This window comes from Bifidobacterium sp. SO4, assembly GCF_018555355.1.
Classification (GTDB): Bacteria; Actinomycetota; Actinomycetes; order Actinomycetales; family Bifidobacteriaceae; genus Bifidobacterium; species Bifidobacterium miconisargentati.
In genome coordinates this window covers 86,288-110,038 of the sequence record NZ_JAFEJP010000006.1, presented here as the reverse complement: position 1 = coordinate 110,038, position 23,751 = coordinate 86,288, and the positions used below count along the sequence as shown (strand labels likewise).

Annotated in this window: 19 protein-coding genes; 8 read left to right on the top strand and 11 right to left on the bottom strand. The window is 60.2% G+C overall.

Annotated features, from left to right (window positions below):
- Positions 1–80: 80 nt before the first annotated feature.
- The 4 genes from JS536_RS05905 to JS536_RS05890 all read right to left on the bottom strand — a co-directional run bounded on the left by JS536_RS05905 (position 81) and on the right by JS536_RS05890 (position 4,594).
- A complete protein-coding gene (locus JS536_RS05905; protein ID WP_214356187.1) occupies positions 81–773 on the bottom strand; it encodes a cysteine hydrolase in 693 nt (230 codons plus the stop codon).
- A gap of 6 nt (positions 774–779) precedes the next feature.
- Positions 780–2,198, bottom strand: coding sequence for a hypothetical protein (locus JS536_RS05900; RefSeq protein WP_214356186.1), 1,419 nt, complete (start codon positions 2,196–2,198; stop codon positions 780–782).
- A 223-nt stretch (positions 2,199–2,421) separates the two neighbouring features.
- Positions 2,422–2,898 (bottom strand): MarR family transcriptional regulator, encoded by a 477-nt coding sequence (locus JS536_RS05895; RefSeq protein WP_214356185.1) that lies wholly within the window; start codon positions 2,896–2,898, stop codon positions 2,422–2,424.
- A gap of 319 nt (positions 2,899–3,217) precedes the next feature.
- The gene (locus JS536_RS05890) at positions 3,218–4,594 is read right to left on the bottom strand and encodes a prenylcysteine lyase family protein (RefSeq protein WP_214356184.1); all 1,377 of its coding nucleotides are present in this window, start codon (positions 4,592–4,594) and stop codon (positions 3,218–3,220) included.
- Between the two features lie 1,942 nt (positions 4,595–6,536).
- Between JS536_RS05890 and JS536_RS05885 the strand changes: the two genes are divergently transcribed.
- The 5 genes from JS536_RS05885 to JS536_RS05865 all read left to right on the top strand — a co-directional run bounded on the left by JS536_RS05885 (position 6,537) and on the right by JS536_RS05865 (position 11,479).
- On the top strand, positions 6,537–7,517 hold the full coding sequence (locus JS536_RS05885) for a replication protein RepA (protein ID WP_240544278.1): 981 nt from the start codon (positions 6,537–6,539) through the stop codon (positions 7,515–7,517).
- A 1,234-nt stretch (positions 7,518–8,751) separates the two neighbouring features.
- A complete protein-coding gene (locus JS536_RS05880; RefSeq protein WP_214356183.1) occupies positions 8,752–9,336 on the top strand; it encodes a ParA family protein in 585 nt (194 codons plus the stop codon).
- Positions 9,333–9,569: a macrolide ABC transporter ATP-binding protein gene (locus tag JS536_RS05875; protein ID WP_214356182.1), complete on the top strand. Its 237-nt coding sequence runs from the start codon at positions 9,333–9,335 to the stop codon at positions 9,567–9,569. The genes JS536_RS05880 and JS536_RS05875 overlap by 4 nt, the downstream gene beginning before the upstream one ends.
- Before the next feature lie 150 nt (positions 9,570–9,719).
- Positions 9,720–10,403: a helix-turn-helix domain-containing protein gene (locus tag JS536_RS05870; protein WP_214356181.1), complete on the top strand. Its 684-nt coding sequence runs from the start codon at positions 9,720–9,722 to the stop codon at positions 10,401–10,403.
- Positions 10,404–10,666: 263 nt separating this feature from the next.
- On the top strand, positions 10,667–11,479 hold the full coding sequence (locus tag JS536_RS05865; protein ID WP_240544277.1) for an NAD(P)H-binding protein: 813 nt from the start codon (positions 10,667–10,669) through the stop codon (positions 11,477–11,479).
- Positions 11,480–11,801: 322 nt separating this feature from the next.
- Here JS536_RS05865 and JS536_RS05860 read toward each other — a convergent pair whose 3' ends face one another.
- The 5 genes from JS536_RS05860 to JS536_RS05840 all read right to left on the bottom strand — a co-directional run bounded on the left by JS536_RS05860 (position 11,802) and on the right by JS536_RS05840 (position 15,708).
- Positions 11,802–12,182: a type II toxin-antitoxin system PemK/MazF family toxin gene (locus tag JS536_RS05860; protein ID WP_214356180.1), complete on the bottom strand. Its 381-nt coding sequence runs from the start codon at positions 12,180–12,182 to the stop codon at positions 11,802–11,804.
- Complete coding sequence (locus JS536_RS05855) at positions 12,182–12,436, bottom strand: hypothetical protein (RefSeq protein WP_214356179.1); 255 nt, start codon at positions 12,434–12,436, stop codon at positions 12,182–12,184. The genes JS536_RS05860 and JS536_RS05855 overlap by 1 nt, the downstream gene beginning before the upstream one ends.
- A 114-nt stretch (positions 12,437–12,550) precedes the next feature.
- Positions 12,551–13,384 (bottom strand): alpha/beta hydrolase, encoded by an 834-nt coding sequence (locus JS536_RS05850; protein ID WP_214356178.1) that lies wholly within the window; start codon positions 13,382–13,384, stop codon positions 12,551–12,553.
- A 169-nt stretch (positions 13,385–13,553) separates the two neighbouring features.
- A complete protein-coding gene (locus tag JS536_RS05845) occupies positions 13,554–14,426 on the bottom strand; it encodes a glycoside hydrolase family 43 protein (protein ID WP_214356177.1) in 873 nt (290 codons plus the stop codon).
- 97 nt (positions 14,427–14,523) lie between these two features.
- On the bottom strand, positions 14,524–15,708 hold the full coding sequence (locus JS536_RS05840; RefSeq protein ID WP_214356176.1) for an MFS transporter: 1,185 nt from the start codon (positions 15,706–15,708) through the stop codon (positions 14,524–14,526).
- Positions 15,709–15,859: 151 nt separating this feature from the next.
- Here JS536_RS05840 and JS536_RS05835 point away from each other — a divergent pair, with 151 nt between their 5' ends.
- The gene (locus JS536_RS05835) at positions 15,860–16,846 is read left to right on the top strand and encodes an AraC family transcriptional regulator (RefSeq protein ID WP_214356175.1); all 987 of its coding nucleotides are present in this window, start codon (positions 15,860–15,862) and stop codon (positions 16,844–16,846) included.
- A 91-nt stretch (positions 16,847–16,937) separates the two neighbouring features.
- Here the strand turns inward: JS536_RS05835 and JS536_RS05830 are convergent, their stop codons facing one another.
- Positions 16,938–17,843, bottom strand: coding sequence for a LysR family transcriptional regulator (locus JS536_RS05830; RefSeq protein ID WP_214356174.1), 906 nt, complete (start codon positions 17,841–17,843; stop codon positions 16,938–16,940).
- Positions 17,844–18,203: 360 nt separating this feature from the next.
- Between JS536_RS05830 and JS536_RS05825 the strand changes: the two genes are divergently transcribed.
- Positions 18,204–21,377 (top strand): glycoside hydrolase family 3 protein, encoded by a 3,174-nt coding sequence (locus tag JS536_RS05825; protein WP_214356173.1) that lies wholly within the window; start codon positions 18,204–18,206, stop codon positions 21,375–21,377.
- Between the two features lie 132 nt (positions 21,378–21,509).
- Here the strand turns inward: JS536_RS05825 and JS536_RS05820 are convergent, their stop codons facing one another.
- Complete coding sequence (locus JS536_RS05820; protein WP_214356172.1) at positions 21,510–22,292, bottom strand: GntR family transcriptional regulator; 783 nt, start codon at positions 22,290–22,292, stop codon at positions 21,510–21,512.
- Between the two features lie 219 nt (positions 22,293–22,511).
- Here JS536_RS05820 and JS536_RS05815 point away from each other — a divergent pair, with 219 nt between their 5' ends.
- A complete protein-coding gene (locus JS536_RS05815; RefSeq protein WP_214356171.1) occupies positions 22,512–23,744 on the top strand; it encodes a hypothetical protein in 1,233 nt (410 codons plus the stop codon).
- Positions 23,745–23,751 lie beyond the last annotated feature (7 nt).

Below are 23,751 nucleotides of genomic sequence, written 5' to 3'. Positions count from 1 at the left end.
GGAGTCAAAATCATTTTCAAAAAAATAAAAATGCGGTGGCCTCTAAGTGGACCACCGCACCATGCCTGTCGTCGATTTAATTACCCTATATCTGCGTTCAGCAGCCGAATGACCTCTTCCGTCGACCGGATGTCGGCGAACCATGCGGCGAGATTGTTGATCGCGCAGTTGTGGGCGAAGTCGGACACGTCGGCATTGGCGTCTTCAGCCACGATGACCCGGAATCCGAGCTGCTGGGCGTCCCTTGCGGTGGACGCGCTGCAGCAGGAGGTCAGGGTGCCGGAGACGATGACCGTATCGATGCCATGTTCCTTCAGGACCCGCAAGGCATCGGAGGAGTCTCCCACGAAGGCGCTGAACCTCGTCTTGTCGAGAATCACATCGCCTTTCTCCTCCCGTACATCGATGCCGAGGTACAGGTCATGCCAGTGCGTGCCGGGGAGGAAGTCGGCGACCTCCTTCTCTCCGAAATCGGGGTCCTGGAACCGTTCGAAGTAGCAGCTCCACGCCGAAGTCGTCGAGGTGGTGAACCGCAGGAAGACGTTCAGGCCGCCATGCGAGCGGATGGCGCCGCTGATGGCATTCACGTTGGCCACGATATCGCGCGCCGAAGGGGTCTCCAGCAGCGCACCCGGTTCCAGGAAGCCGTTCTGCATGTCCACGATGAGATGGGCGGTGCGCTTGGGGTCGATGTCCGTGAAGGCGTATTCGCGGTTGCCTTTCAGCGCCCGGTACCCCGCACGCACAGATTCGTCGATGATGGTCTTGTGCATGTCGTTTCAGCGTTCCTTCGCGTTGGCGGCGATGCGCTCCTCGGCACCGTCGATGAAGTAAGTGCGTCCCTTGGTGGCGAGAGCCACGGAGGTGTGGACGATGAACGCCACGGCGAATCCGATGTAGGAGCAAAGGCCGTGCAGGATCGGGTTGCCACTGAACAGCCAGATGGCCGAGGCGACGGCGATGCCGGACAGCAGGCCGCTGATGCCGACCGGGTTGAACCGGCGGGCGTATCCGCTGCGGTATTCGTAGGGGCCGGTTACGAGCTTGAAGACACCACGGACCATGGTGATGTCGGCGAACACGCAGGCCACCCAGGCCAGCAGGAAGATGCCGAGCCATTCCAGGAAGGCGTTCAGGTTGCCAATCACGTCGAACCACATGAGTGCGATGGCGCCGGCGGTCACGACCAGAAGCCAGAAGCGACGATTCAGCTTTGAGGCTCCGACCGCTTCGGATGCGGAGGCGAACGTCAGGGAACCGATGTGCAGGTTGGTGAGGTTGACGCGGATCTGGGAGATCCAGGCTAGCAGAACGCCGGGAAGCAGTCCAATCAGTCCGACGAAGTAGAACGACGGGTTGGGGTTCTTGGCTCCGGTGGCCAGTGTGAAGTAGAAGCCGAGCGGCATGGCGATGAAGAACATGAAAGCGTACGGGAGTACGACGGTCAACCAAGCCTTGCGTTTGAAGTCCTTGGGATGGATGAAGCGGTTGTAGTCGGATGCTTCCAGCGGGTTGATGCCCACGGTTCCGGCGAGGCCGGCCATGACCGCGACGACGCCGGCGATGCCTCCGACCGATCCGGCCGGAGTGGCGGTGAAGATGTCAGGCATGCCTCCGTTGGTGTTCCAGGCGGAGACGATAGCCGCGATGAGCAGCAGGAAGTAGACCGGCAGGGTCCATGTGAGGATCTTGGTCATCGCGTTGATGCCGTTCCATGCCATCGGCAGGAAGATGACGCCGACGAGCACGTACCAGACCTGATTGGGCAGATCCCAGATCTGGTCGATGGAAGCCGAGAGGATCTGGCCTTCCATGCCTGCGTAGATGACGAATGTTCCGGCGTAGATGACGGAGGTCACCACGGAGCCCACGGATCCGAACCCGCATGCCCGGGTGAGCAGTTCGGAGGTCAACCCTTCGCGTGAGGCCGCATGCGTGACGACCAGGGCCAAGGCCATCAGGATGAGGAAGGAGATCACAAGCGCGGCCCAGGTGGCTGGCGCACCATTCTGCATCATGTAGGTGCCGCCGACGAGCGGGAAATAGAACGCGGTGACGAATCCGACAAGTACGCTCAGGATAGATCCCGCCCCGCGCTTGGCGGTATCGGGCACCCTTGTTCGCGCGTAGTCGTTGGCGTCCGTGGCCACGGGCTTCCGTCTGGTTGTGCTGGGGGCCTTTCCAATCGCGATGGACATGTCCCTCTCCCCTCTGTCAGGTCGGGCCTCGCCATTCGGTGCGGCACCGGCGATTGATTGATCCGTTTATCGTGACAGTGGAAGAGTCCCATTTATTTGTATACAAACAATTATTGTGCGGTTACTGACCCATTTCCCGAATATGACGAACTGATTTCACGCCCTGCGCTTCGTCGTGCATCATGGGCCAACGGCAGACAACGGATGAAAACCGACTTAAAGTTCAGCGGTCGGCCCGCGCTGCAATGTGCCGCAGAATATGAGCGAAAGCCTCGACTTCCTCCTGCTCCAGTCCTTCGCACAGCCGATGGACCGTGTACAGGGATGCCTCAACTCCTCTGGAATACAGTTCTCTGCCCCGTTCGGTGATACTGACGATGCGCTGTCTCTTGTCATCCGGGTTGGGTGCCGTGCTGACCGCATCCGCCTTCTGCAATCGGTCGACCACACCCTTGATCGTGGCGGCATCGATGGATATAAGCCTGCCCAATCTGTTCTGAGGCAACGGCCCCGACTCCACCAGTTTGGCCAATGCGGCAAACCGGGGCGAGGACAGGCCTTCCGGCGCCTTCTCAGCGAACAACGCCGTGCTTCGCTGATTGCATACACGCAGCAGGAATCCGATGTTGGATTCCAACACATAGTCCGGGGAGGTTCCGTCTTCTAGGGATGAGCCTGCATCCGGCAACCTCGAGTCCATACGATGCCCCTTTCGTTGGCCGGCGTAAGCCGGTAGCGAGCGAATCCTCCGTATCGAGCATAGGATACATCGAAGCCTATGGCTTCATCGTCGGACCGTCCGGTTGTCAGGGCAGGTGGAACGCGCGGACCTTGGAAGGCTCCCATCAACGTTTCAGCCAATCATGGCTCGAACTTGACGTCAGGAGACGACCAATCGCCCCGGGTGCACACAATCTGTCGTCGCATCATGAGTGGCCCGCACCCATCCGAACCGCAATGACTTATATGGTGAACACTCACTCATTAATGAGAATTCGATATATTACAAATACTCACTTCTATTTCAATGTTTGCGCATACTGAGCGGCGAGACGTCCCGCGTTGACGCCGCCGACGGCCTCGACCTCGATGGAACCGGCAACCGTCTCGAAGGCGTTCGCGTAGTACAGGCCCGGGCGGAGTGTGAACGGCACATGCTGCGCCCCGGGCCTGAGCACCGGGTATGCGCCTTCCCAGGTGAAGCGCAGCACTTCCTTGGTCTCGCTGAAGATGCGTTCGATCTCCTCGTCCGTGACGCGGTGGTCGGCGGAGAAGATCTTGTAGATGCGCGTCCGGCACTTCGGCGAGCATCCGGTCACGCCGATGGATTTGGCGTTCGTCGGCGCGCTGTCCGCGATGAACACCGTGCTGGGCAGCTTCCGGTCCGGTTCGACGCCGAAGTACCGCGGGTCAAGCGTTCCGGCGACCAAGGTCGTTTCCACCTTCTGATAGGGCAGCACCGGAACCTCGACCGGCCTGCCGTCCTCAATGAGCTTCAGGTGGGCCAATGCCAGCGGTGCAGCCAGCACCACCAGGTCGAACCGTTCGGCCTGCCCATCGCCGGATGATGATTCCGACGTTTCCCCCGCCAGATATCGCACCTCGTATCCGCCTGGGCCTCCCACGCTCCTCCGTTCGACCGACGTCACCGTGGTGTTGTACCGGGTCGTCACACCGATGGCTTCGAGCGTGCGGTGCAGCAGGCTCCAGTTGCCCCCATCGATGCAGTACAGGTAGCCGCCCGCCAGCCCCGCGCCGGCCAGGCCGACCTCGCCGGCGAACGCCTCGATCCCCTCGCCTTGGTTGTACATGTTGTGCACAATCGGCTCGGCGATGTCCTTGATCAGTTTTTCATTGGCACCGGCCTTACGCAGCGCCTGCCCCAGCGACACCGACGTGGCCTCCCCCAAACCAAGGGCGTCCACGATCTGCTCGGGCGTCTCGAACGTCCGGCCTTCATCCTGAAGGTCGTAGATCCGGTTCCATGCGTTCGCGTTGCGTATCGCCTGCCGGACCAGTGTCAGGCTCGACCGGATGCCGGCGTGACGGACGATCGCCCAGCCGAGCGATGCCAATGAGGTCTTCGCCCATACCGGGAACCCATCCCGGGTCCAGAATGCGTAGGTCTCGTCCTTGCCGTCGATGCTCAGCCCGGACTCCCCTTCCTTGGCTCCGGTGAGCTGCTGCCACTGGCGGGTGTATTTGCCTGTGGAATGCAGGATCGAGCCGCCGATCTCCACCGTGGTTCCGGCGAATTCCACCGTCCATGCGCGCCCTCCGGCGTGCTCCTTCTTCTCGAACACCGTGATGTCTGCATCGTCACCCACCAGCTCACGCAACTGCCAAGCCGCACCCACACCGGCAGCACCGGCGCCGGCAACCGCTATCCTAGCCATTCCCGCTCCCCTATCGTCCGCAAACCTATATCCACATGAAATGTATCCACGCCCCATACAAGGCACCAGCCGACATCCCGCTCACGGTTATATGGGTTGCTTATAGGAGGCTATCGTGCGAAGCGCACCCCCCACTGCTGTCTTCAATCTCCCCACGCTAGGCAATAGCGAGAATCGAACCCGGCCATAGTATTTAATTAGTTAATTATTTAATTATATAATTATATAATTAAATACTTCTTACTTTCTTGCCCTCATCTCTATAAATCACATGGACAGAATTGCCCACACATGATTTGGCGACCGCCGTATGCCGAAATGAGCTTGTCGTATTCGCATATGTCGCCAACCAAATGACGAACTCGAGGGCGAGTCGTCAAGACACTGCGACTCCACTCCTCATACAATCCTCTAACGTCTGTTCAATAACGGATATGGCTTCACCGACTTCACGAGCTAGACTTACGCTCATGCCGATTCGTCGTGTCCTGGACCGACCTTCAATGACTAGCTCTTCCGATCACGGCACCAGGCGCAGTCGCCTCTTTCCCCTGCGTGGCAGGAGGCGCCCGACAAGGCAGGTGCATGTTCAGTCTGCCTGACATTTTGTATTAATTAATTATTTAATTAAATAGTTTTCGTCGATCCCGACCAACCGTTTCCAGCGCTCACTGGAGAGAATGCGGGAAACGGCCATAAGGGAGCGAAGGGCTGGGGCATCCCCTACGCCATGGACCCCGCAAGATAAGCCTCCATGATAAAGACAGGAAGTCGTCCTTAATTAATTAAATATTTAATTAATTCCACTCGCGATAGGAGACAAGCCTTTCACACGCGATGCCCCGGACTCCTTCCGGTCAACGACGCCATAACCCAAGCTGCATCAGTCATCATTGATGTTCGTGCATCACCATGGGTTCACCGGAATCATGCAAAGCATTAAATAATTAATTATTAAAATAATACTATCTTCTTGAGATTTCGGAACCTCCCATCGCAGGCGTCCCATGGCAAACCCCTGACAAGTCGCGTCCAGGCCGCTGCGGAACCATCACATCATAAACCGGGCAGCCACATTGATCCGGAATCGCCCCATTCTTCATGATCAACCGAATTGTAGTTGAAGTCGATAAAAGCGCTGGTTAAGGTTCTCGGGGCAGAGCACATCTTAATTTCCGAGGAGACAGCAAAGTATCCCTAAATACTCTGGATACGCCTAACAAGCACTTCAATTCGCGTATTGGCATTATTGTGTTATTTAGTTAATTAATTAAATACTTATACGTATGTCTTACACTCTCTATCACGACAACGTTTTTCAGACAATCGCAGTGCCCAGCTGAAGCATAGTGCCATTGCAATCCATGGTTCGTTGGCACCATGAATCTACTTGCTCGAACCCAACTGAGGCATAAGTCGCACACTGACATCCTTGCGCATGATGCGGAATTGCATCTAGTCATGTCCGAGCATCCGGAGGGATGACGATGGAACCGAAGTCTGTGTTAATTAGTTAAATAGTTAATTAATTAACAAATATCGAAGATATGCGACTATCGACCTCTTCAAAGCGCGAGGGGATGGTCGTCTGCGCCGACGCTTCCGAACTCAACAACGCCCGACGATTCGGACCCGCTCGCGGATCGGAAGTCCGACGCGATTCTCTTTCATGGTTTTCATGCTGTCGCAGTGCGAATCACAGGACTCTCATTAACGAGAGAACAGGTATTTAATTAATTATTTAATACAATAATGCAACTCCCTTTCGAAGAACCAGCGGGGCATGCGAGGTGGGGCATATACTTCGAGATTACTGCGTCAAGTACCGTTCACGGACACTAACGCCAACTTGTGTTAATTAATTAATTAATTGTTTAACACAAATGTGAACATCACTGATAATTGCGTCTTCTGTCGGGGCAAGACCGCTACGATGGAACGCATGGTGAGGAAGCAGACAGAAACGCACGGCGAGGAAAGCCCGGAGATGCAGCCGAAGATATCGCATGCGGCATTGATTCGACCGCAGACACTGGCCGACATCGAAATGAGGGAGCCCGACAGCAAGGAAATCTGGTACGGCCATTCCATCCTCACCTCGACGCTGTTCCCACCTACCCAGCCTGCGGCGGGCACCGACTTCGTGAGCAAGACCAACGGAACACTCGAATACGTGCTCGAGGCCGGCATCGATCCGGAGGAGCGCAAGCGCAAGTTCCCCTATGGCAAGTATCCACGCCTGGTGATGGCATGGATTGCCAAGCAGATCAGGGCGGCCGGCCGTCACAAGACCGAATACGTCGATCCGGAGACGCGCACCATTACCATTCCCTCGATTTGGCAACTCTGCAACGAGATGGGCCTGCCACGCGGAGGCAAGACCGCCGACAAAATCCAGGAGCAGCTCAGGCTGCTGCTCTCCAGTCACATCACCATCCGTCGAACCACTGGTTTTGCGGGCGGCAAGCTTCATGACATGGTGAGCCTTCCGATTGTGGAGGCGGTACGGTTCAAGGAGGATGACGCAAATGCGGCATTCTCAGGCAGTGCGTTCGTGCTCACCCAAGAGGTGTACAACCGTCTCGCCCGTGAATCCGCACCGTTCGATACCAGGGCTAGTTCGCTGCTGCTGTCGGGACGAAGTGTTCTTCCCTATGACGTGTACGTGTGGATTACCGGAAGCATGAAGAACCTTGACCATGATTTGCCGGTCTCATGGGATTGGCTGTATGAACGCTTCGGCGATGGCATTGCGGACATGAGAAACTTCCGTCTGAAGTTCCGTCGCGCTTTGGACAAAGTCAGCGAGGTGTACCCAGCCGCGCGCTTCACCGTGACACGAAAAGCGGTCATCCTCCATCCGAGTCCAACTGCAATTGCGGCGCATCCAAAATCCGTGGAGACGACTGCAGTCGAGGAGTAATCACATTTTTACTTCGATAGTCCACGTATTTGCTGCACATGAGGGAATGAAACAGAACCGGAGCCTTTACTGATGATGGACTAACGAAGTATTTACGTAAAGACAGGAGAAGCTCGGATGTGAAGCAGCTTTCTCCAACGCAGATGATGGACCTTCGTAGTACATCACTAACCGTATGAAGTGGGAAAACTGGACAGGAAGCACGTGGAATGGGGATGTCTTTCACGGAGTCAACAGCTGAATGACAGTGCCAGAGACAAGATGGTGGACTAACGAAGTAGTAAAGGTTCAGCTGATTGGCTGTACCGGTGATTGTGGGTTCCGTATGTGGATAAGTCGGCAAGCATGTTGTTATAACTAATCTATAACCCTATAACAGCTATAACACTATAAGAGGAGTGGCTCGGGCCTTGCGGGAGTAAGGCTGAAAGGATGTCAACTACTGCGATAGCCCACTGTTTGTACTGCGATAGTCCACTTTAACGGCTTCGATAGTCCATTAAAGCTACTTCGATGGTCCACTATCAACTACTGCGATAGTCCATCAGGACGACGTCTTGAAAACCGATGTACTGCGATAGTCCACCAAAGTGTACTGCGATAGTCCACTACGGTGGCCGGTTATCCACAGGAGCCTTATGCCCCGGTCTCGGCAACGGAGCCATGCGACCGGAGGCTGTGCCGAATGGGATGAACTCATGTGAGTTGTGCAGGGAAATTCGACGCCAGGAGGTGCCCGATGATTTCAACGATCGTGGAATCCGCGAGCCGAACGACTATTACGTGGCGGAGCGATGATGAGGAGGACTACATGAAAAGTACTTCGATAGTCCATCAAGGGGAGCCGGTGAATACAGTCCAAGTACTTCGATAGTCCACCATCGTGCAGTGGATTCAAACGTCGGGCCGGCGATCCTTGCGTGGCCCGAGTCTTTGAGGGGAGTACTTCGATAGTCCATCAATGCTCGTGCGGCGAAAACAGGGGTTGCTTCGCGCAAAGTACTTCGATAGTCCATTGATGTTTCGGTGTACTCGGATGAGACCTTCCGGTTGTGTGGTGACTCTGGCTCATATGGGGCTCGGAGCGGTCACGTCCGGTACCGGACGGTATCGGACGTTGGTGTGACTGGAAAGCGAAGAGACATGCGGCGGTTGGCTGCGGCTACATGCCCCGGCAGGTGTCCAATTAATTAATTATTGTATTAATTAATTACTGTTAAGGAAAGGACCGCTGATGAAGGTAGCAATAGCGAACGCCAAGGGAGGGGTGGCGAAGACCACCACGGCTATATACCTGGCCTGCGCCGCGGTGATGAGGGGACTGGAGGCGGAGGTGCTGGACGCCGACCCGCAGTCGTCCGCAAGCATGTGGGCCGATCTCGCTGCGGACAATAACGACCCGTTGCCCTTTGATGTGGTGCCCGCCAACCTGTCGACGCTTGCGCGCCTGGATTGCAGGCCGGGGGAGTGGAAGTTCATCGACGCCCCGCCGTCCGGTCGCGTGCTCGAGGCCGCGATCGAGGCCGCCGACTTCGTGATCGTGCCGACTTCCGATTCTCCTCTCGATCTGCAGCAGGCCTGGGCCACACTCAAGGCGGTAAGCGGGACCAAGCCGTCCGCGGCGCTGGTGGTGCGTGCCGAGATGGGCACCAACGCTTTCAAAGAGACCCTTGAGGCACTGGACGAGAACGACACCGTGCGCTTCGAGACTGTGGTCCGCAAGCGCCAGGAAATCAAGAAGTCGCTCGGTTGGAACCCCACCAAGCTTTACGAGTACGGCGACGTGCTCAGCGAACTCATCAAGGAGGTCGAACAGTGAAAGGCAACCGCAGGGCCTACAAGCCCGTGAGCGAGGAACGGGAGATCAACGAGGTCAAAGACGTGTTCCGCCAGGACCCGACCACCGTCGAAGAGGACAACCCTCTGATGATGACTTCCGTCCGTCTGCGCGCCAAGACCCGTACCGCGGCGAAACTCTATGCGGTCGAGCACGGCATGAAACTGCAGGACGTCATCGATGCGGCCCTCAGGCAGTATCTCGGCATGAAGTGATACAAAGACCCGTCGGCGGTGATGATTCCGCCGACGGGTCTTTGCCGAGTGGGGAGATGTGAAGCGGCGGCACTGGGGAAACAGTTGAATATAAAAAATAAAACGGATACCCATAGAGTATTCGTGTCCTAATACATATATTATAGTCGTATGAGAATGAATCTGGGTCCCGGCTACGAACGCCGGGAATGGCTGTTCAACCGCATCGAAGGTTTCGGCATCAGGGGAGTGCTGGATACCGAATCGAAGCTCGACCCCGCGGCTCCGAACCAGATGAAGCACCTCGGAGCCGACCTGTACGTGCCATGCAACATGCAGGCCTTCGACATCGCCGTCGATGAAGTGAAAGGTCTGGTCATCAAGGCGATCGAAGTGAACTATCTCCCCGGCAAGGACGACTTCGTGATCTCCAAGCTGGTCCTCGATGGCTCGGCCGAAAAGCAGGATGCTTCCAAGCGGGGCAATGATCCGATTGATATCGACGGTGGTGTACTGACCAAGCTCGCCCTGGAACGATACAAGCGCAAGGTCATCTCCTCGTGGATCCTGCAGGACGGTGGCCCCACGGATGAACCCAGATGGCATGCGTGGAACAACGAGTCATACATGTATGGCGGGGCTTCGCATTCCAGGGGCGGGGATGAATGGGACCTCATGAAGGTGGCCAGGGTATACGTCTCATCCCGATACGGCAACGCGGATGCCCACGAGATGGTCGCTAAGGCACTCGGCGTCAGCAAATCCACCGCCGGGCGATGGATCAAGAAGGCAAGGGATGCCGGATACATCGACCGTATCGCTCCGCGGCCGGTGCGATACGACGGGGTAGATTAACCCAATCGTGGCGTGCCCTTCCAAGACTGGCGGTAGACGCGCACTATAGAAAGTGAGTATTATTTATTTAGAGAATACTCACTTTATGTAATATATCCAGATTGCTCGGGTGTTATATGGGGCGACTCGTCGTGAGTGAGGGGCGATAATATGCCGATTCGTTCGGGGCATATGCGTTTCTGGGCGGTTCGTTCATGAAACTCCCAGCATGCGTGTGATAGCTTCCATATGGTAGTTAACTATCCCGATCAAGGAGGATCATCATGGGCAAGCTCATTCTTACGGGCGTGGACGGCAATCTCGGCGGGCAGGCCGCGGACTACCTGCTGGAGCTGGCGGACCCGTCGAACCTGATCTTCACCGGCTACAATCCGGCCTCGCTCGAGAAGTACGCGGCCCGAGGCGTGGAGACGCGCGTGGCCGACTTCAACCAGCGCGACGGCCTAGAAGCGGCGTTCGAAGGCGGCGACGTGATGGCGTTGGTCTCGATGCCGTTCGTGGGCGTCAAACGCCAGCGCGCACAAGGCAACGCGGTCGACGCGGCCAAGGCGGCCGGTGTGGGCAAGGTCGTGTACACGTCGCTGGTCAACGCGGGCGACCCGACCAACCCGAGCGTGGAGAAGAAGGACCACATCTGGACCGAGGAACACGTCAAGGAAACCGGACTGGACTACATCTTCCTGCGCAACAGCCAGTACGCGGAGGCCATGATCACCAACTACTTCACGTACGTGCACGGCGACGGGGTGCTCAAGAACAGTCAGGGCGATGGGCTCATGGCCTACATCAGCCGCCGCGACTGCGCCAAGGCCGTCGCCCACGCGCTGCTCGCCGAGGACCTGCACCACGCGATCCTGGACATCAACGGTCCCGAGCTGATGACCATCAGCCAATTCGTCGAGATCGGCAACGAGGCCACCGGCAACCACGTGACCTACCAGGAGATCACCGACGAGGAGAACTACCAGGTGTTCGACGCGATGGGCGTGCCGCGCACCACGGACGGCGTGTTCCTGGATGGTTCGGAGGCGCCGTTCAGCTCGGACGGCAGTCACGTTCGCGCAGGCGATCCGTGAGGGCAAGATGGCCGTGCATACCGATGACTTCCGGAAGCTGACCGGTGATGAGCCGATCACGGTGCGCTACATGTTCGAGCACGCCGACGAGTTCCAGATCGGCGACCGCCACTCCAAGGACGCCTGAAAGCAGTGACATACGCCAGGGATAACTCTTTGGCGTACGTTCGGCATTTCCCATCCGGGTATGGGTTTGTCCCATGCCCGGACGTTCCGCGATATCGACACCGCCGAGTATGAGGCAAGTCCTAAGTGGCGGCATCGGTATCACGGAAGGCAAATGGCCGGGCTGGCATGCTGTCGAAGGTGGCCGTGTATGAAGTCAGTACATGCGCTCGATGCGCATTGACGGGCGCATCAGCCCGCCCAGGAGCATTTCCGTGATCCGTTCCATGACGTCCTCGTCCGCGCTTGCGACCTTGCGCGCGTATCGTGCATCCAGGTCGAGGCATTTGGCCTGCTCGATTTCGGCCCATCCGTGAATCTCGCTGCCGTCCTCGGTGGGGATAAGGCCGACGTTGACATGCAGGGGATATTCCCTGTTACTGGTGACGGGCACGGTCATAATCAGGTTGTTGAAACGGTTGTATTCGTCGTTGCTGACCACGATTAGCGGACGGCGCTTGGTCTGCTCGTGGCCCGCGGACGGGTCAAGGTCGGCCCAGACGACGTCGCCGTAATGGTACCTGTTCCCCGCCGCCATCAGATGGACTCCCGGCCGGTGGGCACGGCGGCGAACCCGTCCTCTATAGGCATCGGGCCCGCGTAGTCCTTGAACAGTTGTCTGTAGTCGGGGATGTCGATATACCGTTTCTTTGCCGGCACGAGCGTGATCACGCCGTTTTCGGCGCTGACCTCCAACGAGTCGCCCACGTGTAGCCCCGCGCGCTCCATCGTCTCCTTGGACAGACGCACGCCCTGCCCGTTGCCCCATTTGGCTAATGTCGTCGTATTCATCACGCCTCCCCTTGTGTATACAAAGTATATACCCACTGATGGAATGTGTCCATGGCCTGGTGAATGAGAAAAGCCGCCGTCCTCGGTGGCGAGGGGCGGCGGCTTCCCGTGCGGTTACTTGTCGATGGATTCGAGGAATTGGTCGAGTCGTGTGTTGAACTTGTCGGGGTATTCGTAGGCCATGAGGTGGCCGCCCATCACGTAGGTGGGGGTTTCGGGGCATTCCTTGTGGTACCAGGGTTCGGCCACGTCGGCCCAGTGCTCGGCGATGTACATGAGCGTCGGGATATGTTCGGAGGCTTCCTTGGCGGTGTCGAGGTAGTTGCTGAAGACCGCGTTGCAGAACAGTTCGTGCACGATCCAGTAGGGCGTGCGCCGGCCCATGTCGAGCAGGTATTCGAGTTCGTCCGGTTCGGCCTTGTGCTGGAGCATGACCTGGGTGAGGTATTCGTACCAGAATTCGCTGGCGCCTTCGGGGTTGGTGAGGATCTCGCTGGCGGCCTGGGACAGTTCGGGGATGCTGCCCTCGGTCCAGGCGTGCGGGTCGGGGTTCATGGGCAGGGGGCTCATGTCGATGGTGACCGCGCCCTTGACGTTGTCGTAGCCGTGCTGTTTGAGGTAGGACCAGACCTCGAGGTTGCCGGTGGACCATCCGACCAGCACCACGTTCCTCAGGCCCAGTCCGTCGACGAGCTTGATGAGGTCGGCCCCGTGGGTGACGTAGTCGTTGCCGTGCACGGTCTTGGTGGACAGGCCCTGTCCGCGTGGGTCGACGGCGATGACCCGGTGGGTCTTGGAGAAGTGGTCGATCTGGTGTTTGAAGATCTCGCCCGAGTAGGACAGTCCGGGGATGAACACGATCGTGTCGCCCTCGCCCTTGTCCCAGTAGTGCAGTTCGATTCCCGGGTCGACCGTGAAGTACTTGCTTTCAGCCCTGTCCCTGGCCATAGTATGCCTCAGCTTTCCGGAACGTCCATCGTTCCATTGGCCAGCCTAGGCGTGGCGGGGCAGGAGGTACATGTCCGGGTCGAATCCGCGGAACGGCGTTTCCGGACCTGGCCGCCGGCCCGGACACGGGCCGGGGGGATTCCCGGCCCGGCGTAATGTTCATGTCCGCTCACTCGAGTGTGAGTCGTCCGTCCCGTTCGGTGACGGTCAGGAACGTGGGACGCTCCTGACCGGGGTCGTTGGGCGCGTGCAACGTGTAGCGGGTGATGCCGTCGAATCCCGTGAAGAGCATGCCGTGTCCGCCGTGGGTGAGCACGGGCTCGGGGCATTGGTCCCATAGGCCGGTCACCTCGCCGGTTTGGCTAATCGCCTGGCCGACGGCGTAGCCGCCGGACCGGGTCCAGCTGGACCAGAGCATCGCCAGGCGTCCGTCAGCGAGACGGTGCAGGAACGGCCCGTCGGAGAAGTAGGAGTCGCCATCGATGCCGAACTCGGCCTTGGCGAACGGGACCGGCACGGACCACGGGGCGTCGGAGGCCTTGAACAGGGTCACGGGATCCCCGATGGTGGCGGTCAGATCCTCGGTCAGGCGGACGGCGTCCATGTCGCCTTCGGGCACATCCTCGAGGGAGTGCGAATAGACGAGCCAGGGCTGGCCGTCCTGTTCGAAGATGGTGCCGTCGATGCAGGACTGCGCGGGGTCGGTGAGCTGGCCGACGTATTCGAACGGTCCGAGCGGGTTGTCGGCGCGCAGCACGTGCACGCCCTTGCGTCCGTCGGGCCGGCCGAGGGTGGCGATCAGGTGGAAGACGCCGTCCTTCTCGTAGCATTCGGGAGCCCAGTAGGCTCGGTCGGCGTCGAGGGTCTCCGGCTTGCGGAACACTTCGAAGGGGCCTTCCCAGTTCTCGAGGTCCCGGCTGGTGTAGCAGTCGAAGCCGTCCATGGCGCCCCACACGTTGTCGGCGCGGGTGCCGTACAGGTAGTAGACGCCGTCGTGGGGCAGGACGAACGGGTCGCGGATGTGGATGTCGGTGCTTTTCATCGTGTTGTTCCTTTGACTATGCTGTTCGCGCCGCCGGTCCGGACCCGAGGCGTCTGGCCAGGACCGGCGGAATTTCGGGGTGACGATGCGGGTGCGGTCAGCGGGCCTCTTCGAGGCACTTCTTCTGGAATCCGGTCACGCCGAGGACGATGCCTCCGGCCAGTGCGATGACGGCGCCGATGAACATGGCGCCGGCCGCGGTCGAGCCGAACAGGCCGTTGACGAGGTTGACCGCGACGGGGCTGGCGAAGCCGCCGAGCGCGTTCGCGGTGGTCATGGCCGCGATGCCGAGCGGGATGAGATAGGACTTCTCGATGACGGTGACCAGGAACGGGGCCTGCGCGTAGTACAGGCTCAGGCCGGCGCCGGCGAGGAAGCTGCCGACGATGAGCAGGGGCAGGCTGTTCGAGAAACCGAGCAGCAGCAGGCTCAGGCCCTCGACCAGGAAGCCGACCATGAGCAGGTGGTTCTTGACGAACCGGACCAGGACGCCGACGAGCAGGCCGGCGAGGAGGCCACCGAGCTGGCCGATGGTGGAGACCAGGCCCGCGGTGCCCGCGTCGCCCAGGCCACGCTGCTCGACCAGGAGGGATAGATTGTTGGAATAGGCGTTGTTGGCCAGAAGGAACAGGAAACCGGCGATGACCAGGAACCACATCTTGCCGTTCATGGCCTCGCGGACCGACACGGATGGGCCGGACTGCCGTTCCTGGCCGGCCTCGGCCTTCTCCCCGTTCTCGGAGGGCAGGGTGAACGCGCATACGACCAGCACGAGGGCCGCGAACAGGTAGACCAGATAGGCGTCGTACCACTGGGCGGTGGCGAGCTTGCCCGCCACGGTCATGAACACCATGGCGCCGATGGAGGCCACGGCTACCTGCTGCCCCATGAGGGACTGGCGCGCCTCGCCCTCGTAGTGCACGGAGATCAGGGTGGGCAGGATGTTGTTGATGAAGCCTAGGCACACGCCCATCAACGCGGAGAACGCGACCACCGCGGCCAGCGACGAGTGGATGAAGTAGGGCAACAGTCCGAACAGGAGGATGCCGCCGGCGCCGATGAGGGCCACGGTCTTGCGCGAGAGGATGCTGGCGAGCTTGCCGGTCAGCCACGCGCCGACCAGCGCGGTCAGGGTGGACGCCGAGATGATCATCTGCACGCCGGACAGGGAACTGTCCGGGAAGGCCTGTGCTACCAGGCCGATGATCGGCACGATGAAGATGCCCGACAGGGTGATGGAGCTCAGGGACAGGATGCCTATCCTGGTTTTCACTGCGTTCATTGGAAACTCTCCTCGATAACGACCTTGTTACATTCGTTGCAGCGCTGTTGGTATCAAGGATATGTGGGGCAAAATCACGTATACTGACCTTATTGCACTCTATAATGACTTTCTTTCCGGGTATTCGGGAACAAGGCGGCAAGGAGGGGCCATGCAGGATGGATTGAGGCTGCCCCGTCTGAAGCCGGGCGACGACGACCGGTACGCCGACCACACGCGAAGCGGACGCGAAGCCGCGCAGGCGGCCGGCCTCGGCACGGACGCCCCGCTGACCCGGTTCGGCACCATCGTCCACGCGGCGCCTCATCTGAGGGAGGACGACCTGTTCGGCGTGGTCGGTCACGACCTCGACCACCCCTCACGGCTGCATCGGCATGACTACCTCGAGATCACGCACGCGATCAGGGGCACCGTACTGGTCTGGGTCGAAGGCGAGACCTTCGTATTGGAGGCCGGCGGCGCGATACTGGTCAAACCCGGGGCACGCCATCTCATCTCCCCGATCATCGAGGACGGAAGGGCTCCGCTCGAGGCGGATATGCTCGTCCGACCGGCCCTGCTCGACACGGTCCGCCGATTCGCGGACGGACAGACGGACGGTGCCCTCCTCGAATGGCTCGACGACGCACGGCAGACGGCATGCTTCCTTGCCGCCGGGCGTCACCCGACAGGACAGGCCGCGCTGAGCCGTCTGCTCATTGCCTACTGCCGGGACGGACGATACCGGCCGGACCTCGCCGTCATGGGAAACTTATGCGAACTGTTCCACGCGGCCTCCCACGCATTGGAGCAACGGGCGCAGGCGGACCCGCTGATATGCGCCATCCTCGACGCGATAGCAGCCGACCCCGCCGTGGCAAGCAACGACGGCGTGGCCGCCTCGCTGGGATACAGCGTGGGTTACCTGTCCCGATACGCGCGCAAACACTCCGGAAGTACGCTCGGACACCTCATCAACGAGGAAAGGCTACGCGTGGGGGCCGAACTGCTCGTCACCACCGACCGGACCATAGCCGAGATCGCCCGAACGGTCGGCTACGAAAGCACTGCCTACTTCCACAAACTCTTCCGCGAACGCTACCTGACCACGCCCGACCGGTACCGCAACGACTTCCGCATCGCCCTGGGACGACAATGACGCGCGGGCCGGAAGCGTCGGACGAGCACGTCCCCTGCGGAGCCGTCTGGCCTGGCCCGCTGCCGTGACGGATTGCCGTCCGTGTCCGTGTTCAGCGGTCGGGTTGCGTCGTATTCCGTGCCTGTATCCGTGCGTTGAGGCATTCGAGGAACGCTTCGCCCGCCTTGGTGAGGGGCTGGTTGCGTTTCCATGCCAGGCATGAACGGACGATGAGCGGCGGGTCGAGCGGGACGAATCTCAGCCCGCTGCTGGGGGAGGTATCGATGATGCCCTCGGGGATGACGGCACATCCGTAGCCGGCCTTCACGAACAGGCTGGCGTTATAGGCCAGGTTCATGGTGCCCACGACCTTGGTGCGCCGGTCCCGGGCGTTGAGCCATCCGCTGAGGTTGTTCCGGCTCAACGCCCCCTGCGGGACCAGCATGGGCACGTCCCGCAGGTCGGCCCTGGTGATGCGTTCCCGGTCCGCCAGGGGATGCGAGTCCGGCATGAGCAGACCGTTGCGGTCGGTCTCGGGCAGGTCGATCCAGTCGTAGTCGCCCATGTCCACCGGTTGGACCAGCACGCCGAAATCGGCCAGGCCGTTGTCCAATTGCTTCATGATGTCGGTGCTGTAGCCGTCGATGAGATGGAATCTTACGTCCGGGTGCGCGTTCCGGGTGTCGTTCGCCGCCTGGGCCACGATGTCCATCGATGGCAATTGGGCGGCGGCGAGGTGGATGTCGCCCGAAACGTCGTCGGAGGTGATTTCGGCCCGTGCCCGGGTGACGAGGTCCACTATCTCCTCGGCCCTCCGGTACAGAAGACGACCTTCGCGGGTCAGTCGCAGTTCGCGTCCGCGGTTGCGCCGTTGCAGCAGGGTCGCTCCGACCTCCCGCTCGAGCGACTGGATCTGACGGGAGAGCGTGGACTGGCTTATCCGCAGGAGTTCGGCCGCCGCGGCGATACCGCCCTCCTGGACCGTGGTCACGAAATGATGCAGTATCTCGATGTCCATATGCGCGCCTTCGTTCGTGGAGTGGCCTTCGTTGATTATATGCGTCATCCGTATACGGCTATTCATGACAGATTATGCGCCGAAAATGACAGGTTGTCCTCATAACTCGCTTTCCGATACGAATATGGCGGGTTGCGGTAATGGTCGCGAACCGTTGCCATGGTTGGGTTCCCGGGCGATCGGCATCGGATGATATGCAGGGAATGCATATTGATTCTCTTGCAATCGTCATTTTTCCGGACAGCCCATTTTCCCGAGAATAGGAGGCATCGCAAACGCGAGAACCGTTGCGGTGGAACGTTTCCCGGGATATACGGAATACATCCCGCCGCGACGTGAGAGAACATCAAGGAGGACGAGATGAGCTCGAAGACGAGACTCAGGATGAACAACCGCAAGTTCACCATCATATGGACCACGGTCGTGTCCGTGCTGGTGGTGCTGGCATTGGCGGCGACGGTGGCGATGAATTTCTTCTCGCTGTCGATGGAGATCTTCCTCGGCCGTGGCGAGCAGGTCGTCAAGACCGACCCGGACATGGCCAACGTGGACACCGCCTACTACAAGGACGTGGCCGACAATCTGGACGAGCACACCAACCAGACCGCGCTGTCCATCGCGGAACAGGGCATCGTGCTGATGAAGAACGACGCGGACACGCTGCCCCTGGCCAAGGGGTCGGACGTGACGCCCCTCGGATACCGGTACATCAGCCCGATCTACGGCGGCACCGGATCGGGAAGCGTGAACACGTCGTCGTCGCGCATCTACACGGCTCAGCGCGCGCTGGGTGAGTATTTCAAGGTCAACGACGCGGCGGAGCAGGCGATGGAGAAGGCCACGGCCCGCGGCATGGACGCCGACGGCTACCAGGGGCCTGACGAGAAGGCCGGGTTCACCGGAGCCACCGACAAGATCATCGAGTACGATCCCAGCATCTACCAGGGGATCGAGGACTCCGCGCACGGCACCACCGGCATCGTGTTCATCGGCCGCTCCGGCGGCGAGGGCCGCGACGTGACGGCCAACGTGCCGGGCAGCCCCATCGAGGGCAAGGGATACGCGGACGGCACCCCGCACCAGCTCGCATTGAGCAAGGACGAGAAAGACACCATCCGGTTCGCCAAGGCCAACTGCGACAAGGTCGTGGTCGTGCTCGACACGTCCAACGTGATGGAGATCGGCGACCTCATGGCCGAGGGCAGCGACCTGTCCGCCGACGCCGTCGTGTGGATCGGAGGCCCCGGCGGCCAGGGGTTCAAGGCTCTGGCCGAGATTCTGACCGGCGAGGTCAACCCGTCCGGCAGGACCGTCGACACGTGGATGACGGACATCATGGCCGACCCGAGCATGTCGAACTTCGGCAACGCCGAATACAAGGACCTGTACCTGCTGCAGGGCGGATACCCGACCCCGGTCGGCGACCCCACCGAGATGAACTTCATCGAGTACGAGGAGAACGTCTACGTCGGCTACCGGTATTACGAGACCTTGGATGACACCGGCGGCACGTTCACCGTCAACGGCAAGACCGGACAGGACTACGACGCCGCCGTGCAGATGCCGTTCGGCTACGGCCTGAGCTACGGCACCGACTTTACCCAGCGGATCGTCTCCAGCAAGGATGACGACAAGTCCGTCACGCTCAACGTCGAGGTCACCAACAACGGCGACAAGGCCGGCAAGGACGTGGTCCAGGTCTACTACAACCCGCCGTACACCGACTACGACAAGGCCAACGGCATCGAGAAGTCCACCGTCAACCTGATCGCCTTCGAGAAGACCGGCGACATCGCGCCCGGCGCGTCGCAGGACGTGACCGTCACCATCAGCAAGGAGGACATGGCCTCCTACAGCTACAAGCGCGAGAACCCGGACGGCACCAAGGGCGCCTACCTGCTCGAGGAAGGCGACTACACGCTGAGCGTCAACAAAAACGCGCACGAGGAATACGGCTCCGTCAAGGTGAACGTGCCCGAAACCATCTGGTACGACAACGACAACCCGCGCCAGAGCGACATCGACGCCCAGTCCACGCTCGACGAGGAAGGCAACCCGACCGGCAAGCCCGCCAACGGCAAGACGTTCAAGGCCGCGACCAACCTGTTCCAGGACATGTCCGACCATATGGAGTCCACCGACCAGCTCATCCGCGCCGACGGGCCGCTGGCCAACACGGCCACCTTCCCGACCGAACAGGACAAGGACGACATCCCCGACGGCTTCCACTACACCACGGACTCCGAAGGCCGCAAGATCCTGCAGCAGATGGACCTCGACACCGACACCACGCTCGGCAACGTCAAGGACAGCAAGGTGTACACCGACAGCAAGCCCAAGACGAACGCCGACAACGGACTGACCCTGTCCGACCTGCGCGGCGCGGACTTCAACGACCCGAAGTGGGACCAGCTGCTCGACCAGCTCGACCTCAACGAGTCCAGCCTGTACGTGGCCCTCGCCGCATCCTACGACCAGACCGCCCAGATCGGATCCATCAGCAAGCCCGCCACCGTGGACTTCGACGGCCCGCAGGGTATCGTCGGATCGATCACCGACGCCACCGAATACACGGCCTATCCGACCGAACCCATCATTGCGGCCACGTTCAACAAGGACCTCGCCCGGGAAATGGGAGACAGCGTAGGACAGGAGGCCGCCGCGGCCGGAGTCAACTCTTGGTATGCTCCCGCGGCCAACATCCACCGTTCCCCGTTCTCCGGCCGTAACTTCGAGTATTACTCCGAGGATCCGGTGCTCTCCGGACTCATGCTCACTAGCGAGGTCTCCGGCGCCGCCGATCAGGGACTGATTACCACGATCAAGCACTTCGCGCTCAACGACCAGGAAATGTATGACAACGACCGCAGTCGTGTTGCCACTTGGGCCAATGAGCAGGCGATGCGCGAGATCTACCTCAAACCGTTCGAAATGGCCATCAAGAACGTCAAGACGACCGTCAAGTACGTGAACGAGGGCAAGCAGACCGTCTCCAAGACCATCCGTGGCGCTACCGCGGTCATGGGCTGCATGAACTACCTCGGTACCACTTGGGGTGGCGCGGATTACGCGCTCAACACCGAACTGCTGCGTGACGAATGGGGCTTCAACGGTTTCCTCATCTCCGACATGGTGATGAACGCCGGCTCCAACAGCGTTGACCAGGCCCTGCGATCCGGCACCGATAGCTGGATGGCATGGGGCACCGCATTCACCTCCCTGATTGGCGACAAGACCTCCGCCACAGGCGTGAGCACCATCCGCCGTGCGGTGAAGGACATGAGCTACGCGATCGTCAACAGCCGCACGATGAATGGCATCGCTCCCGGCACCCAGATCACCTATAAGACCTCCCCGTGGAAGATTTGGCTCGGCGCTGCCGACGCCGTGATCGCGGTCTTCACTCTCGGCATGGCCGTGGTGATGATCCGACGCACCAGGGACGCCAAGGCCCACCCCGAACGGTACAAGGTTCGCAAAGCGCGCCGGAACCGCAAGGCCGGTACGGCGGACGATGATGTGATGACCGCATAACACCAAGAAGCTTCCATGGAATCACTGCCCCTCGGATCCATGGATTACACAGGAATGCGAGACGATGGCTGGGCTCCTCCGGCCATCGTCCCGCATTCTTCATGTATGACGGTACCGCCGTGACTGCCGACTTTAGAACCCGCGGGTGAGGAAGGGGCTCAGGGAGAGGTCCTCGGGCGAGGTGGTGACGGTGATGGACATGTATTCGGGCCGGCAGTAGCTGTGCGAGACCTCGATGACGCGGTCCGCGGAGCGGGTGTGCCTGGTCTGGACGAGCAGGGGTGCGCCGACCGGGGTGTTGAGCAGGCGTGAGCGCACGTAGTCGGCGCAGGCGGCGGTGATGTCGATCTCGGTGGACGAGAACGTGGTGCCGTAGTGCTCCTCGAGGAACTTGTAGAGGAAGTAAATCTGCCCGTCATACGCCTCGAGACCGGGGAAGTCCGTGCGCCGCAGGTAGCTGATGACATAGAGAAACGGTTCGCCGTCGATAATCTTCTCCCGCTGCAGACGATAGACAGTCTCGTCTTCATCTGTGCCGAGCGCCTCGCGCACGGTGTCCGGCGGGGCGACGACGTCGATGGTGGAGGGCTGGCCGACGATGTCGTCGGTGCTGCGGCCCGCGAAGTTGGTGGCCACCGTGGTCCTGCCCTGCAGGGAGAAGTCGTAGCCCGACTGGCGTTGCACGGGCAGGACCTCCGTGCCGCGCCCCTGCGTGGTGCGCAGCAGGTTGTCGTCCTTGAGGCGTTTGACGGCGCTGCGTATGGTGGTGCGGCTGGCCCCGTAGGCATCCATGAGCTCGGCCTCGGTGGGCAGGAATCCACCTTCCGGGTATTTGCCGGACAGGATGTCCTGCCGGATCCTCCGGTAGATGAGGACGTACTTGGGGACGGTCCTGCCCTCGGCGGTCTCTTCCATGCCTGCTCCTCGCCGTGAGTATCAATGGTATCTTTCGAAACCTTATTTTAGATACTTATTAAAGATGTATCAAGTTCGATGAAGGCATATAGACGGTTTTCGGCGTGTCGCACCTTGACTTATTTTCGATATGTACCGTACATTATAGATACCTTTTAAAGACCTATGAAGAATAAGTTCTTGAAAGATATCCAAGTAATGTCAAGGAAAGGTTCAAAGTTGAATCAGCAGGACATCTGGGCCCCGACCGGAGACGCCGTCATGGACGGCAAGATGGCGGATGCCCTCGACTACCTCCACGTGGCGCACAACGGCGGTGCCGACATCGACGCGTTCGCGCGCAGCGAGTACGGCCAGGAGCATGGGCGTCTGGTCCGGCTCGGTTTCGAGTTCGAGGAGGACCCGACCAGCGAGGCCGTGCGCGCCTACTACGACAGGCTCGGTCTCGACCGTGTGATGTTCGAAAACGAGGACTACTACCGGCGCTGGATCCTCATCACCCCCAAGGAGCTCGCCTCCGAGGCCGCCAAGGGCCGCAGGTACCCGCTCGTGTTCGCCCACCACGGCGGGTCCGTGCCGATTCCGAACGACGAGTTCGCGTGCGGCATGCCGCAGGTCGCCGCCGACGAGCGCATCATGGTGGCCATGCTGCAGGACACCAACTGGGGTAACGTGCGCCGCGTTCTCGACCGTATCGAGGAGCTCTATCCGGTCGACCGGGAGCGCGTGTACCTGATGGGCGAGTCCCAGGGTGGCTACGAGGTGACCTCCGCGCTGTTCCGCATGCCCGAACGCATCACCGCCGTGGCCCCGTGCGGCAATGATATCTGGCGCGACTGGGATAACTTCAACATCAGGTTCACCGACGAGGAATACCGTCGGTTGAAGGAGACGTTCGTGCCGGTCATGCAGGTGGTCGGTCAGTATGAGGCCTCGAACTTTGCGCCGGTCAACGACTGGGCGCCGCGCAAGGACTGGGGACGCCACGCCTCATCCGAGCATACGTACCACGATCCCCGGCGCGACGACCGGCGCGATCCCACCCGAATCGTCGGGGGGCACCGCGCATTCTCTGATCAGCCCGCGCCTCCTGAGGGTACTGACCGGCACGAATGGATGATCAAACGGCTCAATCGACGTATGGACAGTCTCGGCTGCCCGCCGCGTGACCCCGCCACCTGCATCTCCTACCTGACCGACCCGGACAGCGAACTGCACCGGGTGGTCGGTTTCTACGGTGACGAGGAGCGGGTCCTCGAGTACTACGGATACAAGCACTGGATGATCGACATCCGCAACTCCGACGGCATGGATGCTTTCCGTTATGTCGTGGCCGAAAACGCGCCCCACTGTTGGCCGGTGATGGCCGGACGGCTTGCGTGGGAGTTCTTCCGTCAGTTCCGCCGAGACGAACGAACCGGCCGCGTCGTGATGGACGAGTACCGGGCATAGGCGCCCG

Excerpts from the sequence above, each read along its gene's own strand:
- JS536_RS05865 (WP_240544277.1), top strand. The coding sequence starts at position 10,667 with ATGGGCAAGCTCATTCTTACGGGCGTGGACGGCAATCTCGGCGGGCAG.
- JS536_RS05825 (WP_214356173.1), top strand. The coding sequence starts at position 18,204 with ATGAGCTCGAAGACGAGACTCAGGATGAACAACCGCAAGTTCACCATC.
- JS536_RS05900 (WP_214356186.1), bottom strand. The coding sequence starts at position 2,198 with ATGTCCATCGCGATTGGAAAGGCCCCCAGCACAACCAGACGGAAGCCC.
- JS536_RS05905 (WP_214356187.1), bottom strand. The coding sequence starts at position 773 with ATGCACAAGACCATCATCGACGAATCTGTGCGTGCGGGGTACCGGGCG.
- JS536_RS05890 (WP_214356184.1), bottom strand. The coding sequence starts at position 4,594 with ATGGCTAGGATAGCGGTTGCCGGCGCCGGTGCTGCCGGTGTGGGTGCG.
- JS536_RS05830 (WP_214356174.1), bottom strand. The coding sequence starts at position 17,843 with ATGGACATCGAGATACTGCATCATTTCGTGACCACGGTCCAGGAGGGC.
- JS536_RS05870 (WP_214356181.1), top strand. The coding sequence starts at position 9,720 with ATGAGAATGAATCTGGGTCCCGGCTACGAACGCCGGGAATGGCTGTTC.
- JS536_RS05850 (WP_214356178.1), bottom strand. The coding sequence starts at position 13,384 with ATGGCCAGGGACAGGGCTGAAAGCAAGTACTTCACGGTCGACCCGGGA.
- JS536_RS05820 (WP_214356172.1), bottom strand. The coding sequence starts at position 22,292 with ATGGAAGAGACCGCCGAGGGCAGGACCGTCCCCAAGTACGTCCTCATC.
- JS536_RS05835 (WP_214356175.1), top strand. The coding sequence starts at position 15,860 with ATGCAGGATGGATTGAGGCTGCCCCGTCTGAAGCCGGGCGACGACGAC.
- JS536_RS05845 (WP_214356177.1), bottom strand. The coding sequence starts at position 14,426 with ATGAAAAGCACCGACATCCACATCCGCGACCCGTTCGTCCTGCCCCAC.
- JS536_RS05840 (WP_214356176.1), bottom strand. The coding sequence starts at position 15,708 with ATGAACGCAGTGAAAACCAGGATAGGCATCCTGTCCCTGAGCTCCATC.
- JS536_RS05885 (WP_240544278.1), top strand. The coding sequence starts at position 6,537 with ATGGTGAGGAAGCAGACAGAAACGCACGGCGAGGAAAGCCCGGAGATG.
- JS536_RS05880 (WP_214356183.1), top strand. The coding sequence starts at position 8,752 with ATGAAGGTAGCAATAGCGAACGCCAAGGGAGGGGTGGCGAAGACCACC.
- JS536_RS05855 (WP_214356179.1), bottom strand. The coding sequence starts at position 12,436 with ATGAATACGACGACATTAGCCAAATGGGGCAACGGGCAGGGCGTGCGT.
- JS536_RS05860 (WP_214356180.1), bottom strand. The coding sequence starts at position 12,182 with ATGGCGGCGGGGAACAGGTACCATTACGGCGACGTCGTCTGGGCCGAC.
- JS536_RS05895 (WP_214356185.1), bottom strand. The coding sequence starts at position 2,898 with ATGGACTCGAGGTTGCCGGATGCAGGCTCATCCCTAGAAGACGGAACC.